Below are 15,273 nucleotides of genomic sequence, written 5' to 3' on the forward strand. Positions count from 1 at the left end.
CGTGCCGGAAACCACCAGTCCGGAAGCGATAGTCGCCGCAGCCGAACGGATCAAGGCGGAGGGGGACTGCGCGCGCCGCCTCGCGCGCGACCCGGTGAACCAGCCGATGATCAACAACTGGGTCGAGGCGCTCGGCGACACCAATCCGATCTATGTGGACGAGGCCGCCGCCAAGGCGGCGGGCCATCCCGGCATCGTCGCCCCACCGGCCATGGCGCAGGTGTGGACGATGTTCGGGCTCAACGGATTCCGGCCCGCCGACGATCCGATGGGCAAGGCGGTCGAGCTGCTCGACGCGGCCGGTTTCACCTCCGTCGTCGCCACCGATTGCCAGCAGACCTACCACCGGTACCTCAATGTCGGCGAGCAGGTGAGCGCGACCAGCCGACTCTCCGAGATCCGCGGTCCCAAGCGCACCGCACTGGGCGAGGGCTGGTTCGTCACCTTTCTGACCAGCTGGCACGTCGGTGACGAGCTGGTCGCCGAAATGCTGTTCCGGCTGCTGAAATTCGCGCCGGGCACCGGTGCCGCGGCGCAGGCCCCGGCCGGCGAGCGGGTCAAGCCGCTGGTGTCCTGGGACACCGAATTCTTCTGGGAGGGAACGAAAGCGGGCGAATTGCGGATTCAGCAGCTGCCGGACGGTTCGCTGCGGCATCCGCCGATCCCGGCCCTGTGGAAGGACAAGTCGGAGCAGACCGACTACGTGGTCGCCTCGGGCGAGGGCACCGTTTTCAGTTATGTCGTGCACCACGCGCCGAAAGTGCCGGGGCGGCAACTGCCGTTCGTGGTGGCGCTGGTCGAATTGGCGGAAGGAGTGCGGATGCTCGGCGAACTGCGCGGCATCGAACCCGATGCGGTCGAGGTCGGATTGCCCGTCCGGGTCGAGTTCGAGCGGCTCGACGAGGACACCACGCTGCCGGTCTGGCAGGTGATCGCATGACGACGACCGCCGAACCGACCTCGGTAGCGGTCGGCACCGTGCTGCCCGAGCTGGTGATCGAGGCCGATCCCACCTTCGTGATCAGTACCGCCTTGGCTACCAGGGACTTTCAGGATGTCCACCACGACAGGGACAAGGCGCTCGCCCGCGGTTCCAAGGACATCTTCGTCAACATCCTCACCGATACCGGCATCGTGCAGCGTTTCGTCACCGACTGGGCCGGACCGCGCGCGGTGCTGAAGTCGATCTCGCTGCGCCTCGGGGTGCCGCTGTACGCGGGGGACACGCTGACCCTGTCCGGCACGGTCACCGCCCTCGACGGCGACGACATCCATATCGACGTGGTGGGCCGCGACAGCCTCGGCGATCACGTGACGGCGAAAGTCGTCATCGCCTACCGGAGGACGGCCTGATGACCGAACAGAGCATCGCCGGGCGCGCGGCCATCGTCGGCATCGGCGCCACCGATTTCTCCAAGGACTCCGGACGCAGCGAACTGCGCCTGGCCGCCGAGGCGGTCAACGCCGCGCTGGCCGACGCCGGTCTCACGCCGGGTGACGTCGACGGCCTGACCACTTTCACCATGGACACCAACACCCAGGCCGCGGTCGCCAGGGCGGTGGGCATCCCGCAGCTGAAGTTCTTCAGCCACATCGGTTACGGCGGCGGCGCGGCCTGCGCCACCATCCAGCAGGCGGCCATGGCGGTGGCCACCGGCATCGCCGATGTGGTGGTGGCCTATCGCGCCTTCAACGAGCGGTCGGTCTCCCGGTTCGGTCAGTTCTCCACCGCGCTGGCGACCGCCCCGACCTCCTCGGGCATCGACGCCGGCTGGTCCTATCCGCAGGGCCTGGGCACGCCCGCCGCGCAGGTGGCCATGGTGGCCCGGCGCTACATGCACGTATACGGCGCCACCAGTGCGGATTTCGGCCGGGTCGCGGTGGCCGACCGCAAGCACGCCGCGGTGAATCCGGCCGCCTTCTTCTACGGCAAGCCGATTTCCCTGGCGGACCACCAGAATTCGCGCTGGATCGCCGAACCGCTGCACCTGCTCGACTGCTGTCAGGAGTCCGACGGCGGGGTGGCGATCGTGGTGACCAGCGTCGAACGCGCCCGCGACCTACCGCAGCGACCCGCCGTGATCGCCGCCGCCGCACAGGGTTCCGGCGCCGACCAGTACGTCATGACGAGCTACTACCGCGACGCCATGGACGGCCTGCCGGAAATGGGTCTGGTCGGCGATCAGCTCTGGGCGCAGAGCGGTTTGCGGCCCGAGGACATGCAGGCCGCGATCCTCTACGACCACTTCACCCCGTTCGTGCTCATGCAGTTGGAGGAGCTCGGCTTCTGCGGTCGCGGCGAGGCCAAGGATTTCATCGCCGACGGCGCCATCGAGGTCGGCGGCAGGCTGCCGCTGAACACCCACGGCGGCCAGCTCGGTGAGGCCTACATCCACGGCATGAACGGTATCGCCGAGGCGGTCCGCCAGATTCGCGGTACCTCGGTGAACCCGGTGGACGACCTGACGAACATCCTGGTCACCGCCGGTACCGGCGTGCCGACGTCGGGATTGGTGCTCAGCGCCAACTGATGCGCGTCAGTGCTCCGGCTTGCCGGGCTGATCGTGGGTGGAGCAGTGGATGCCGCCGCCGCCCGCGGCGATCTCGTCGATCGGCACCGGGACGACGTCGCGGCCCGGCAGGTGATCGCGCAGGATGCCCTGCGCGCGATCGTCGGCGGCCCGGTCGCCGAACTCGGGCAGGAACACCGCGCCGTTGGCGATGTAGAAATTCGCGTAGCTGGACACGAATTCCTCGCCCTCGCCGGTGATCCGGTCGGGATCGGGCTGGGGCAGGTCGATCACCTCGAGCTTGCGCCCGCGCGCGTCGGTCGCCTCCGCCAGCACGCGCCGGGCCTGATCGCTGGAGCGGGACCAGGAATCGGCGGGTGCGCCGGGGAAAGGCTTGTCCAGCAGGACGACTCCCGGCGCGATGTAGCGGACCAGGCAGTCGATGTGCGCATCGGTGATGTCCTCGCCGCGCACCCCCTCGAACCAGATCACCTTCTCGATGCCGAGGGTCTGCTTCAGCTCCGCTTCGAGCTGGTCGCGGCTCTTGCCCGGGTTGCGGTTGTCGTTGACGATCGAACTCTCGGTGACCAGTAGCGTGCCCTGACCGTCGGTCTCCAACGCGCCGCCCTCGGCGACGAACGGCGCCGAGTAACTGGGAATGTGGTAGCGCGACAGCAGATTCCGGCCGAGCGGCCCGTCGTTGGGGTGCGGCTGTTTGTTGCCCCAGCCGTTGAAGTGCAGGTCGACGCCGACGGTCCGGCCCGCCTGTTCGACGAAGACCGGGACGGTGTCGCGGGCCCACAGGTCATCGACCTCGAGCGCGATCACCTCGACCCCGCTACCGCACTGCTTTTGCGCGTCTTTCACCTGGCCGGCCCTGGCCAGCATGACCACGTACTCGTACTCGGCGATCTCGCGGGCCAGCCCGGCGATGTCCTTGCGCACGTCGCCGAGATAGTTCCCCCAGATCGCGGCCTGCGCCGGCCAGGACATGTAGGTGCGGGCGTGGCTCTCCCATTCGGCGCCGAAGCGGCCACCGGGACCGGCGGGCGTCGGCGTCGGCGTCGCGGTCGCGGACGGCTCCGACGAGCCGCACGCCGACATGCCCGCGGCGAGCAGGCCCGCGGCGAGCAGGCCCGCCCCCGCGAGGACGCTGAACACTGAACGGCGAGACATGGGGTTCTCCATAACGGGCTCCGATAGTCGGTGAATCTCTGGGCGAGAATCCTGACTAAAATTTTAGTCAGGATTGCACTGTAGCATTGACCCCATGTCTCGTCGTGATTCGATCTTGGAGTCGGCCGCCCGCGTGGTCGCGCAGCGCGGTATCCGTGGCCTGCGGGTGGAGGAGCTGGCCGAGGCGGCCGGCGTCTCCACCTCGCTGATCTACTACCACTTCAAGGACAGAGCGGGCCTGCTCGCGCAGACCCTGGACTTCATCAGCACCCGCGCCGAGCGCTACACCGATGCCGAGATCGACGCCGACGCCGACCCGGTGGGCCACCTCGAGCAGGTGCTGCTGCTGGAATTGCAGGATCTGCCCGTCGTGGTGGAGAACAGCATCGCGTGGGGCGAATACTGCTCCGCCGCCATCTTCCAGCCCGAACTCCGCGCTCAGGTGCGCGAGGCCACGGCGCGCTGGAACGGCTACCTGAGCGAGGTGATCGGCACGGCCCAGGAGCGCGGTCTCGTCGATGCCGAGGTGGTCCCCGGCGATGTGGCCGAACGGCTCACCGCGCTGGTCGAGGGGCTCAGCATGCGCTGGCTGAGCGGTTCGCTCGAGCTCGCGCGCGCCCGCGAATTGGTCTGCGGCGCCGTTGCTCTCGAACTCGGCCGGGTCGGGGTCGCGTGAGCACCCGGCATCTCGTCGACGCGCACGTCCTGCTCATCCGGGAGGGGCGATTGCTGCTCAGCAAGCGGCGCGGCACCGACGAATTCGACGGCCGCTGGCATCTCCCGGCGGGCAAGGTCGAGGTGGGCGAGTCGGCGACCGCCGCGGCGGTCCGCGAGGCGAACGAGGAGATCGGCGTCCACATCGACCCTGCCGACCTGCGCCACGTCCACACCGCGCATGTCATCGGCAGCGGTCACGAGCCACGACTCGGTCTCTTCTTCGAGGTCCGGACCTGGCGCGGTGAGCCGGTCAACCGCGAGCCGGACAAGTGCTACGAACTGCGCTGGTTCCCCCTCGACGCCCTCCCCGCCGACATCATCGCCTATCCCACCGCGGGCATCAGTGCCCTGACCACCGGTGCCACCTACAGTGAGCGCGGGTGGAAGGCCGAGACGACGAACCTTCCGGCTCAGCTCGGCCTGTCGGAGTCCGGCGCTGCGATCGAGTTCGACCCGGTCGCCGCGCCGGATCACCCCCGCTCGGCGGCTTTCGACGAAACGTGAAGCACTGCGGTCACGCTCAGCGTTGCTCGGCACCGACGCCACGGAAGAAGGCCGACAGCAGCTCGGTCAGTTGGCCGACGCTATGGGCGGTTCCGGGCGTGAGATCGGCGCGCGTGCCCGCGAATCGGTCGAAAACCGCGCCCTCGAGCACGGCGATGAAGTCGGCGGCCGCGGTCTCGGGGTCGGCCACGCCCATGGCGTCGAACAGGTCTCGCGCGTGCTCGACGGAAAAGAGACTGCGAGCCAATCGTGGGCGCAGGTCGGCATCCGGCAGCAGCTCGAGAATCAGGGCGTGCCGGACGATCAGGTGATGGCGGCGTTCGACGAGTAGACGGTCGAGCCAGGCGGCGATGGCGGCCGCGACGGACTCGGGCACCGGCGATCCGGGTGGTGCGAACTGTGCGGCGGTGAAGTCCGCCCGGGATCGGGTCGTGATCCGCGCCACGATCGCTTCGATGAGTGCGCGTTTCGTCCGGTAGTAATACGAGCTCGACCCCGCGGGCAAGGTCAGTGCGGTATCGAGCGCGCGGTGAGTGAGCGCTCGAATGCCCTGGGTGGCAATCAGATCGATGGCGGCATCGATGATCAGTGTGCGCCGGTCCGGTGTGGACATGATCACCTTTCTGGTCTGGTCGAAGCCGATCCTCTACAACTGTAGAGGATCGGACTTTATCCTGGAGATCGGGGTTCTCATGTCGGCTATCGAAGCTGCGGCCGTCGTGCTCGACGCGGATCAGGCGCGGGCGGCGCAACGCCTGGCGGAGCTGGTGGACCGGCGCGGGCGGCCGGTGCGGCGGCATCGGGGGATCTATCTGCACGGCAGGCCGGGGCGCGGCAAGACGATGGTGATGGATCGCTTCTTCGCCGGGGTGCGCTCGGAGCGTAAGCGCCGCTTCCACTTTCATCAGTTCTTCGCCCAGTTGCACGCGGCGGCGCACGCGTCCGGATCGATCGACAAGGCGGTCGCCGCGCTGCTCGGCGACGCCCGGCTGGTGTGTTTCGACGAATTCCACGTGCACGATATCGGCGACGCGATGCTCATCGCGCGCCTGCTCGACGCGCTGTTCGCCCGCCACGTCGTGCTGGTGGTCACCTCGAACTATCCGCCCGTGCAGCTACTGCCCAATCCGTTGTTCCACGAACGGTTCCTGCCGACGATCGCCCGCATCACCGCGCACCTGGACGTGGTATCGCTGGACGGTCCGCTGGATTACCGCACCCAAGGCGGCCGCGGATCCGCGAGCTGCCGTTCCGGTTTCGCGGCGGGACGGTACCTGGTCGAGTCCGCCGTCGCGCGACCCGCGCCGGTGGCGTCGGTCGCGGTGCCGATCGGCGCGCGGACCATCGTGGCCAGAAAGGCCGACGGCGACTGCCTGGAGATCGAATTCGCCGCGCTCTGCGGCACTCCCACCGCTGCCGCCGACTATGTCGCACTGGCGCAACGCTTTCGGCGCTGGACCATCGTGGCTGTGCCCCGTTTGTCCGAGGTGCCGGCGGACTGGGCGATGCGTTTCGTCAATGTGGTCGATGTGCTCTACGACGCGGATCGGGAGCTCGGAATCGCTGCGCGGGCGCCTTTGCCGGAGTTGGTAGACGGTGTACACGACATCCCCGATATTTCCCGGCTCGCCAGCCGACTTTGTGAACTTTCCCAATTGGTAGCTTCTCCCGTCGGATAGTTGTGCAATGAACCGGCGACCTGCCCCTGAGCAGCGGGATTCATTGATAAAGAGGATCAATTCCGAAGTATTCGATTCCATCCCGAGCGGACCGCTCGGCATGTAACTATGTGGCTGTTTTGTGCAGTACTCAGGTTTGGTGGTAATCAGTGGCCGGGGCGCGATCGCCGATATTGCGCGTGATCGTTCTGATCACGCTGCTGGCGTTTGCCGCGTTCGCGTTACGGGGATACATCCCAGGGGTGGCCGAATCCCGCGACCAATCGGCGCCGTCGGCGCTGTCGGTGGCTCTGATGCCGGTGCTGCTCACCGTGTCCATGGTCATTCTGCTCGCGGGCGTGATAGCGAGCCAGCATCGGCTGCCGCTGGCCATGCCGGAACCCGACCGCGACAACGACCGGCCGCGCGGCGGTCTCGGCCGGGTCGGGCTGTTCGTGCTGGCCGGTCTCGCCGTGCTGGCCATGCTCGTCTCGGCCGCCTCGGCGATCTTCTTCGTGGGCGTCGGCGGCGAGGACAGCGCGCCACCCAGCCCCGCCGATGCCGCGAACCCCGGCCGACCACCGGACGAATTCGCCACCAGCGCACCCGACCCCGGCGCCACGCCCGCGGAACTGACCGGCACCGCGTTCCTGCTCACCGCCGTCGCGGCGATCGCACTGGTCGTCGTCGCCCTGACCGGGCTCGTTGTGGTCACCCTCGCGTCCCGGCGTCAGCCCGCGCCCGCGCCGCCGCCGCTGGTCGTCGTGCCGCCCACCGCGGTGGACTCGCTGGCCAGGGCCGCCGAAATGGGTTTGGCCGCAATGAATGTGCCGGGCCAGGATCCGCGGACCGCGATCATCGCCTGCTACGTCGCGATGGAACGCGGGCTCGCCTTCGATCGCGCTGCCGCACCGCTGGTTTCGGATACCCCGATGGAGGTGCTCGCCCGCGCGTTCGAGCGCGGTGCGCTGCACGACGCTTCGGCGCGGGAATTGGTCGCCCTGTTCGAGGAGGCCAGATTCAGCCCGCACGCGATGCTCGAATGGCAGCGGATGCGGGCGGAGCAGCTTTTGCGGATCGTCCTCGCGGATCTGCAAGGGGAGGCAGCATGAGAGAGCGGGAGGCAGTTTGAATCGAATGGCCGTTGTCCTCGGTGCCGCGGTCGTGATCGCCGTGATCGAGCTGGTGACCTTCGAAAAGGCGCGCGGCATCATGTTGTTCGCCGTCGCGATCCCGGTCGCGCTCGCGTTGGCCTGGCTGGTCTGGTCGCTGCTCGACCGGGGCGAGCCACGCACCTTCGACGAGATCGACGAGATCGAGAACGGTCCCGCCGAGATGCTGCGCCGCTGGCATGCCAGGGCGCAGATGCTCGCCGATCGTGCCGAGGGCACCCGCGCGGACTGGGACCGGCACCTGCGGCCGTTGCTGGCCAAGGAATTCGAGCTGTCCAGCGGGCAGCGGGTGGCGAAGAACCGCCGCGCCACCGAGGCCGCCGGGATCCACCTGTTCGGACCCGAGCTGTGGCGCTGGGTGGACCCGGCCAACTCGGCATTGCGTGATCAGACCACAAGGGCACCGGGCCGGGCGGCACTGGACGAGATCCTGAGCCGCCTGCAGAGAATGTGAAATGGGTTGAGGCAAGTGCGGGTATACAGATGACAATGCCGATGGATGTCACGGTCCAGCGCAGCGACGCCGTGCTCAGAGAGATCTCCCGGGTGGTGGTGGGTAAACGGGACGAGATGCAGCTGATCCTGATCGCGGTGCTGGCCGGTGGTCACGTGCTGATCGAAGATCTACCCGGCCTGGGTAAGACGCTGATCGCCAGATCGTTCGCCGCCGCGCTCGGCCTGCAGTTCACCCGGGTGCAGTTCACCCCGGACCTGCTCCCCGCGGACCTGCTCGGTTCCACGATCTACGACATGACCTCCGGCCGCTTCACCTTCCGGCGCGGCCCGGTGTTCACCAATGTGCTGCTCGCCGATGAGATCAACCGCACGCCGCCGAAAACCCAAGCCGCGCTGCTGGAGTCGATGGCCGAGGGGCAGGTCAGCATCGATGGCGAAACCTTCCCGCTGCCACAGCCTTTCATCGTGCTCGCGACCGACAACCCGATCGAGTACGAGGGCACCTACCCGTTGCCGGAGGCCCAGCTGGACCGCTTCGCGATCCAGTTGCGGCTCGGCTATCTCTCCGAACACGACGAGACGCAGATGATCCGGCGCAGGCTCGAGCGCGGTGCGACCACGCCGCAGGTCGGCCAGGTGGTGGACGCGAACGGGCTGCTGGAGATGCGGCAATCTGTCGAATACGTCACGGTGCACCCGGATGTGGTGAGTTACGTGGTGGCGCTGGCCGCCGCCACTCGCGGCCATCCCCAGGTCGAGGTCGGGGCCAGTCCGCGGGCGGAACTCGATCTGGTGCAGATGTCGCGGGCCCGGGCGCTGTTGCTCGGCCGCGACTACGTGATCCCGGAAGACGTGAAGGCACTGGCGATTCCGGCGATGGCACATCGGATCACGTTGCGGCCGGAGATGTGGGTGCGCCGCATCCGGGGCGAGGACGTGATCACCGAGCTGTTACGTCGCCTCCCGGTTCCCCGCGCGACCGTGACATGAGACATCGCGACGCCAGCACCGCGGTCGAGGCCGAATTGCGGTGGCGCCCGGCACCGCTGGTCTTCATGCTCGCGGTGTGCGCCGCCGCGGCGCTGGTGCTCGCGGTGGTGCTCGGCCGCTGGCAGCTGGTCGTTTTCGCGGCGCCGCTGCTCGGGGTGCTCGCCACCGCGCCGTGGCAGCAGTCGAGCACCAGGATCCAGGTGGACGGCGGCGGCACGCTGCGCTGCTTCGAATCCGAGGAGGTGGTGCTGACCGTCGCCGCCTTCGTCGAGCAGGGACACGCGCTGCTGCGTCTGACACCGGCGCAGACCGACGCACTCGGCATCGAGGTCGAACAGTCCAGCGATTCCGGCGCCGCGCCCGCCGGGCTGCGGCTGGCCCTGTCCGCGGACCGCTGGGGCCGCTACCCGGTGTCCGTACGGGTGTCCGCGCTGAGCCCGGCCGGTCTCGCGGTGGCCACCGCGGTGCTGCCCGCCGGGCAGCTGTTCGTCTACCCGATCACCGATCCGCAGCGGATGCGGTTGCCGCGCACCGAACTTCCCGAGCGCCTCGGCACCCATCTGACCCGTCGATTCGGCCCCGGCGTCGAGTACGCCGACATCCGGGCGTACGCGCCCGGTGATCAGTTGCGCATCGTGAACTGGCCGGTGAGCGCCCGGCGCGGCCGGCTCTACGTCACCGAGCGACTGACCAACCGTTCCGCGGATGTCGTTGTGCTGGTGGACACCTCGCAGCAGGCGCCGGGTCCGGCGACGGATTCGCTCGAACTGTCGGTCCGGGGTGCGGCGCAGGTGGTGCAGTCGACCCTGCAGGCCGGCGATCGCACCGCCGTGGTGTGCCTCGGGCAGGCGCCGCGCTGGCTGCGGCCCGATATCGGGCGCAGGCAGTTCTATCGGGTCGTGGACACCGTGCTCGGTGTCGGCGAGGAACACATCCCGACCACCGGCACGCTGGCGCCGCACGCGGCCGTGCCGCTGGGCGCCATCGTGGTCGCCTTCTCCACGCTGCTGGACACCCAGTTCGCGCTCGCGCTGATCGACCTGCGCAAGCGCGGGCACGTGGTGGTGGTCGTGGATGTCCTGCGCGGCACGCCTTTTCGCGACGACCTCGACCCCACGCTGGCCAAGATGTGGCAGTTGGAGCGGGCCTCGATGTACCGCGACATGGGCACCGTCGGCGTCGATATCGTGGCCTGGCCGGCCGACACCCGGCTCGATCAGATCATGCGGGTGCTCCCGGAGCACCGCCGTACCGTGCGAGTGCGCCGATGACCCGATTCCTCGCCGTGCTGTCCGGCGTCCTGCTGGTCACCTCGGTGGCGCTGCTGGAACCGTGGACCGCCGGGCCGACGCTCGCGTTGGTCGCGCTCGGCTGGTGGTTCCGCCCGTTCGCCGTGGCCGCCGTGCTGGTGGCCGTCGGCGTGCTCGTGGTCGCCGACCCCGGCGTACTCGCCGCGGCGGCAATGGGTCTGGTGGCCACCGCCTACCTGTTGAACGCCGCGACGGTCACCGCGCCGCACGGTGTGGTGCCGACCACGGTGCCCTCGGTGGCGGGTGCGGTCGGCTTCGCCGCCGTGGCCGTCGGCGCGGCACTGGTGCCGATCCGGGTGCCGTGGGCCCCGCTCGCCGCCCCGGTGCTGGTGATCCTGCTCTACGCCATGATCGTGCAGGGCGCGGCGATCCGCCGGGCGCGCACCCAGCCGCGCACGTCCTGATGCCCGCACCCGGAGACCGGACGCGGGCATCGGAGCCACTCAGCCGCGGAAGCGCAGCCGCACATCGCTGAGCACGGGTGCGTCGTCGCGTTCGACAACCGTTGCGGCGATGACCAATTCGTTGTCCTGCCGCCAGATCCGGGTGCGGATCGTCTCACCCGGGTAGAGCACACCGGCGAAGCGGGCCCGGAATCCGGTGACGCGCTCGGCCGCCGCGCCGAGCACGGTGTCGGTGGCCGTCTTGCAGACGATGCCGTAGGTGCACAGGCCGTGCAGGATCGGCGCGGGGAATCCGGCGGCCCGGGCGAATTCGGGATCGGAGTGCAGCGGGTTGCGGTCACCGCACATCCGGTAGAGCAGCGCCTGCTGCGGCAAGGTCGGCGCGGTCACCTCGAAATCCGGTGCCGTCTCGGGCAGTTCGGTCTTCGTGCTGGGTCCGCGTTCGCCGCCGAACCCCCCTTCGCCCTTGGCGAAGATCGACGAGCGTGCGGTCCACAGCGGCTCGCCGTCGGAGCCGATCACCAACTGCTCCTGCACCACCACCGCGGCCGAACCCTTGTCCCAGAGTTCGGTGATCCGCCCCTTGCTGGTGGCCTTGCCCGCGGCGGGGATGGGGCGGTGCAGTTCCACCTCCTGGTGGCCGTGCACCACCTTCGCCAGATCGATGTCGATGCCGGGAAAGCTGACCCGCGGCGGTTCGGTCTCGTGCAGGGTCGGCGCGACGGTCGCGAAGGTCGGCAGCACCTGGGGTGCGCGGTCGTCCAGGTAGGGCAGCTCGGCCGGATCGGTCCATCGCGTACCCGCGCCGAGGCCCAGCTGGTACAGCTGCACATCGGACGGGGTCCAGGCGAACTCGCGGCTCGGAAGTTCGGCTCCGAGAGCGATTTTCGGATCGATGGGCATCAGTTCTCCTCGTGGATCAGCGACACGGATTACGCCTCGGCGCCGGTCTGCGCGGGCTGCTCGGACTTGTTCCGCACGATATCGAGCACGGCCAGGTAGCCGTAGGTGATGGCGGGGCCGATGGTCGCGCCGGGCCCGGCATAGGTGTGGCCCATCACCGGGGTCGAGGAGTTGCCCGAGGCATACAGTCCGGCGATCGCGGTCCCGTCCTCGCGCAGCACCCGGCCGGCGGTGTCGGCGACCAGTCCGCCCTTGGTGCCCAGGTCGCCCGGCACGATCTTGGCGGCGTAGAACGGGCCCTGCACCAGGGCGGCGAGGCACGGATTCGGCTTCACCGTCGGATCGCCGTAGTAGCGGTCGTAGTGGCTGTCGCCGCGACCGAAATCGGCGTCCTTGCCGGTCTCGGCGAAGGTGTTGAACCGGGTGACGGTCGCCGCGAGATCGGTTGCGGGAACACCGATCTTGGTGGCCAGCTCTTCGATCGTGTCCGCCTTGACGATGTTGTCGTTCTCCATCCAGCGGGACGGAAACCGCTGGCCGGGTTGCAATCCGGCGAAGATGTAGCGATTGCGGTAGCGCTGGTCGAAGACCAGCCAGGCCGGAATGTTCGCGCCCGGCCCGTCGCCCTGGCCGTACTCGCCGCCGTACATGGTGTGCACGGCCTCGACATACGGCGCGGACTCGTTGCCGAAGCGCTTGCCCGCACTGTTGACCATGATGGTGCCCGGCAGGTTCCGTTCGGCCAGCGCGAACCACGGCCGCCCGCCCTTGAAGATGGTCGGCCCCCACCAGGCGTCCTCCATGAAACCGACATCGCCGCCCGCGGCCATCCCCGCGAGGATGCCGTCGCCGGTATTGGCGGCCGCGCCGGTGGTCCATTCCGTGGTGATCGGCTGCCGCTGATACTTGGTGCGCAGTTCGGCGTTGTGCTCGAAGCCACCGGTGCCGAGCACCACGCCGTAGCGCGCACCGATGGTGACCGGCTTGCCCTCGTGTTCGGCCTCGACGCCGGTGACCACGCCGTCGCGGACCACGAGCCCCGTCAGCGGGGTGTTCAGCAGCACCGGCACCTGCGCGTCGAGCAGGCCTTTGCGCATGGCGGCGATGATTGCCTGCCCCATGCCGAGGATGTGCTTTCCGGTGAACTTGGCCCAGTAGGTGCGTGCGCCGACCCGCATGGCGCGCATCATGCCCTTCGGGTGCCTGCGGATCAGGTTCAGCCGGACGAAGTCGGCCTGCATGACGACCACGTTCAGCGGCGCCTTGGCGTACGGCGGTTCCAGATTGGCCAATTCCGCGCCGAGCACCTTGGCATTGAACGGCGCGGGCTCGCAGGAGCGACCCTCGCCGAGCCCGCCCGGCGCCTCGGGGTAGTAGTCGGAGTAGCCCGGCACCCACTTCATCTTCAGCGGGGTGTGGTCGAGGACGAAGTCGAAGGCTTCCGCACCGCGATCGATATAGGTATCGATCCGCTCTTTCGGCACCACGTTTCCGATGATGCTGTGCAGGTAGTTGCGGGCCACCTCGCGGTCGTCGGGCCGGCCGGACGCGAGCAGCGCCTTGTTGCCGGGGATCCAGACGCCACCGCCGGAGCGGGCGGTCGACCCGCCGTAGTGCGCGGCCTTCTCGATGAGCACCACGCTCAGCCCGTGGTGGGCGGCGGTCAGGGCGGCGGTCATCCCCGCGGCGCCACTGCCGACCACGACCACGTCGTATTCCCGATCAATCATGTAGAACACGTTATAGAGTGTGGCTGCCGTTGGTCTATATTTATGTGGCAGAAGACCCACTCGGCGTCCGATATGTCGAGGAAACTCGTTTCAGTTTTAAGGCCGGAGTGAAGTACATGGGGTTCGATTGGGACCTGGTTGCCGACGTGGTGGTGGTCGGCTTCGGCGCGGCAGGCGCCGCGGCCGCGCTGGAAGCGGCCGCCGACGGTGCGCAGGTGCTGGCGCTGGAACGTTTCGCGGGCGGTGGCGCCTCGGCATTGTCCGGCGGCATCATCTACGCCGGCGGCGGAACGTCGGTGCAGCGGGAGGCCGGTGTCACCGATACGCCGGAGGCGATGCTCGCGTATCTGGAGCGCGAGGTCGGCGCCGCGGTGACCCCGCAGACCCTGCGCCGTTTCGTGACGGAGAGCCCGGCGATGATCGAGTGGTTGCGCGGGCATGGCGTTCCGTTCGAGGCGTCGCTGTGCCCGTACAAGACGTCCTACCCGAACGACAGCTACTACCTGTACTACTCGGGCAGTGAGATCTCCGGTGCGTTCCGGGATATCCCGGCGGCGCAGCGCGGGCATCGAGTCAAGGGCAAGGGTACCTCCGGCAAGCAGCTGACGGGACCCCTCTCGGCGGCGGCGTCGCGGCTCGGCGTCCGGGTCGAAACCCTGACGCAGGCAACGCGACTGATCATCGATGACGCGGGCACGGTGCTCGGCGTGGAATGCCGCACGCTGCGCGACGCACCCGGACGGGTGCGCGAACGGTACACCCGGATGGCCAAGGTCGCCGCCAAGCCCGGCATCTACTACCCGCCGCTGCGAGCCGCGCTGGAACGGCAGCTGACCCGGCTGGATCGCCGGTACGGCAGCACGATTCGCGTGCTCGCCCGGCGCGGTGTGGTGCTCAGCGCCGGCGGGTTCATCGCGAACCGGGCGATGGTGCGCGAATACGCGCCCGCGTATCGCGGCGGGCTCGCGCTCGGCACCACCGGTGACGACGGCAGCGGCATCCTGCTCGCCCAGCAGGCGGGCGCGGCCACCGATCGGATGGGCAATGTGTCCGCGTGGCGATTCCTGCTGCCGCCCAGCGCATTCACCGGCGCGCTGCTGGTCGACGCGGCCGGTCGCCGGGTGATCGACGAGACGAGGTACGGCGCCGCGGTGGGACAGGCGCTGATCGCCGACCATGACGGCAAGGGCTGGCTGCTCGCTGACGACGCGCTGATGCGGACCGCGATCGCCCAGATCGGCAAGCAGGGCGCCTGGTTCCAGCGCGGGCAGTTCGAGGCGATGCGGCGCAGCGCGATTCGCGGTGCGACGCTGGAAGCCGTTGCCGCGAAAGCGGGCATCGACCCGGCGGGCCTGCGCGCCACGGTGGCCGCGCACAATGCCGCGATCGAACTCGGCACCCCCGATCCGGTCGGCAAGCCCGCCGAATTCACCGAACCGGTCCGCACCGGGCCGTACTGGTTGTTGGATGTGGGCATCAAACCGAGCCTGACCAATCCGTGCCCGATGCTCACCCTCGGCGGCGTCGTCGTGGACGAGCACACCGGCGCGGTCAAATCGACTGCCGGAATGGATATTCCGGGTCTCTACGCGGCCGGGCGGACCGCGGTCGGCATCTGCTCGGAGTCCTACGTCAGCGGATTGTCGCTGGCCGACTGCATTTTCTCCGGACGACGGGCCGGCCGGTCCGCCGCAGGCGTGCACGTCCCGGCGTCCGATCAAGCAACAGCGGAAGGAAACTAGC

16 protein-coding genes are annotated in these 15,273 nt (G+C 68.8%); 12 read left to right on the forward strand and 4 right to left on the reverse strand.

The window, feature by feature from the left end:
• Position 1 precedes the first annotated feature (1 nt).
• From NVU01S_RS24545 to NVU01S_RS24555, 3 genes are read left to right on the forward strand one after another with little or no spacing between them, the layout of a single operon-like run.
• Positions 2–940 carry a bifunctional MaoC family dehydratase N-terminal/OB-fold nucleic acid binding domain-containing protein gene (locus NVU01S_RS24545; protein ID WP_052280998.1) on the forward strand — a complete coding sequence of 313 codons (939 nt, stop codon included), beginning with the start codon at positions 2–4 and terminating at the stop codon, positions 938–940.
• Positions 937–1,353 (forward strand): MaoC family dehydratase, encoded by a 417-nt coding sequence (locus NVU01S_RS24550; RefSeq protein ID WP_043676677.1) that lies wholly within the window; start codon positions 937–939, stop codon positions 1,351–1,353. The genes NVU01S_RS24545 and NVU01S_RS24550 overlap by 4 nt, the downstream gene beginning before the upstream one ends.
• Positions 1,353–2,531 (forward strand): lipid-transfer protein, encoded by a 1,179-nt coding sequence (locus NVU01S_RS24555; RefSeq protein WP_043676679.1) that lies wholly within the window; start codon positions 1,353–1,355, stop codon positions 2,529–2,531. The genes NVU01S_RS24550 and NVU01S_RS24555 overlap by 1 nt, the downstream gene beginning before the upstream one ends.
• A gap of 6 nt (positions 2,532–2,537) precedes the next feature.
• Here the strand turns inward: NVU01S_RS24555 and NVU01S_RS24560 are convergent, their stop codons facing one another.
• Entirely contained in the window at positions 2,538–3,686 is a 1,149-nt protein-coding gene (locus tag NVU01S_RS24560) for an agmatine deiminase family protein (RefSeq protein ID WP_043676681.1), read from the reverse strand.
• Positions 3,687–3,780: 94 nt separating this feature from the next.
• Here NVU01S_RS24560 and NVU01S_RS24565 point away from each other — a divergent pair, with 94 nt between their 5' ends.
• On the forward strand, positions 3,781–4,362 hold the full coding sequence (locus NVU01S_RS24565; protein WP_043676683.1) for a TetR/AcrR family transcriptional regulator: 582 nt from the start codon (positions 3,781–3,783) through the stop codon (positions 4,360–4,362).
• Positions 4,359–4,907: an NUDIX hydrolase gene (locus NVU01S_RS24570; protein ID WP_244467394.1), complete on the forward strand. Its 549-nt coding sequence runs from the start codon at positions 4,359–4,361 to the stop codon at positions 4,905–4,907. The genes NVU01S_RS24565 and NVU01S_RS24570 overlap by 4 nt, the downstream gene beginning before the upstream one ends.
• Before the next feature lie 16 nt (positions 4,908–4,923).
• On the opposite strand, the gene NVU01S_RS24575 is transcribed toward NVU01S_RS24570, so the two are convergent.
• Entirely contained in the window at positions 4,924–5,520 is a 597-nt protein-coding gene (locus NVU01S_RS24575; RefSeq protein ID WP_043676685.1) for a TetR/AcrR family transcriptional regulator, read from the reverse strand.
• A gap of 79 nt (positions 5,521–5,599) precedes the next feature.
• Here NVU01S_RS24575 and zapE point away from each other — a divergent pair, with 79 nt between their 5' ends.
• From zapE to NVU01S_RS24605, 6 genes are all read left to right on the forward strand, one after another.
• Positions 5,600–6,586 carry a cell division protein ZapE gene (zapE, locus tag NVU01S_RS24580; RefSeq protein WP_043676771.1) on the forward strand — a complete coding sequence of 329 codons (987 nt, stop codon included), beginning with the start codon at positions 5,600–5,602 and terminating at the stop codon, positions 6,584–6,586.
• Between the two features lie 179 nt (positions 6,587–6,765).
• A complete protein-coding gene (locus tag NVU01S_RS24585; protein ID WP_043676687.1) occupies positions 6,766–7,677 on the forward strand; it encodes a DUF4129 domain-containing protein in 912 nt (303 codons plus the stop codon).
• A gap of 25 nt (positions 7,678–7,702) precedes the next feature.
• Positions 7,703–8,191 carry a hypothetical protein gene (locus NVU01S_RS24590; protein WP_014981341.1) on the forward strand — a complete coding sequence of 163 codons (489 nt, stop codon included), beginning with the start codon at positions 7,703–7,705 and terminating at the stop codon, positions 8,189–8,191.
• Positions 8,192–8,220: 29 nt separating this feature from the next.
• The gene (locus tag NVU01S_RS24595; protein WP_043676689.1) at positions 8,221–9,183 is read left to right on the forward strand and encodes an AAA family ATPase; all 963 of its coding nucleotides are present in this window, start codon (positions 8,221–8,223) and stop codon (positions 9,181–9,183) included.
• Positions 9,180–10,454 carry a DUF58 domain-containing protein gene (locus NVU01S_RS24600; protein WP_043676691.1) on the forward strand — a complete coding sequence of 425 codons (1,275 nt, stop codon included), beginning with the start codon at positions 9,180–9,182 and terminating at the stop codon, positions 10,452–10,454. The genes NVU01S_RS24595 and NVU01S_RS24600 overlap by 4 nt, the downstream gene beginning before the upstream one ends.
• Positions 10,451–10,897 (forward strand): hypothetical protein, encoded by a 447-nt coding sequence (locus NVU01S_RS24605; RefSeq protein WP_043676693.1) that lies wholly within the window; start codon positions 10,451–10,453, stop codon positions 10,895–10,897. The genes NVU01S_RS24600 and NVU01S_RS24605 overlap by 4 nt, the downstream gene beginning before the upstream one ends.
• A 39-nt stretch (positions 10,898–10,936) precedes the next feature.
• Here the strand turns inward: NVU01S_RS24605 and chsH3 are convergent, their stop codons facing one another.
• Positions 10,937–11,800, reverse strand: coding sequence for an enoyl-CoA hydratase ChsH3 (gene chsH3 / locus NVU01S_RS24610; protein ID WP_043676694.1), 864 nt, complete (start codon positions 11,798–11,800; stop codon positions 10,937–10,939).
• 29 nt (positions 11,801–11,829) lie between these two features.
• Positions 11,830–13,539 carry a 3-oxosteroid 1-dehydrogenase gene (gene kstD, locus NVU01S_RS24615; RefSeq protein WP_043676697.1) on the reverse strand — a complete coding sequence of 570 codons (1,710 nt, stop codon included), beginning with the start codon at positions 13,537–13,539 and terminating at the stop codon, positions 11,830–11,832.
• 107 nt (positions 13,540–13,646) lie between these two features.
• On the opposite strand from kstD, the gene NVU01S_RS24620 reads away from it, so the two are divergent.
• A complete protein-coding gene (locus NVU01S_RS24620; protein ID WP_043676773.1) occupies positions 13,647–15,272 on the forward strand; it encodes an FAD-binding protein in 1,626 nt (541 codons plus the stop codon).
• Position 15,273 lies beyond the last annotated feature (1 nt).

It is taken from the genome of Nocardia vulneris (assembly GCF_001613425.1).
In the GTDB taxonomy this organism is placed as follows: Bacteria; Actinomycetota; Actinomycetes; order Mycobacteriales; family Mycobacteriaceae; genus Nocardia; species Nocardia vulneris.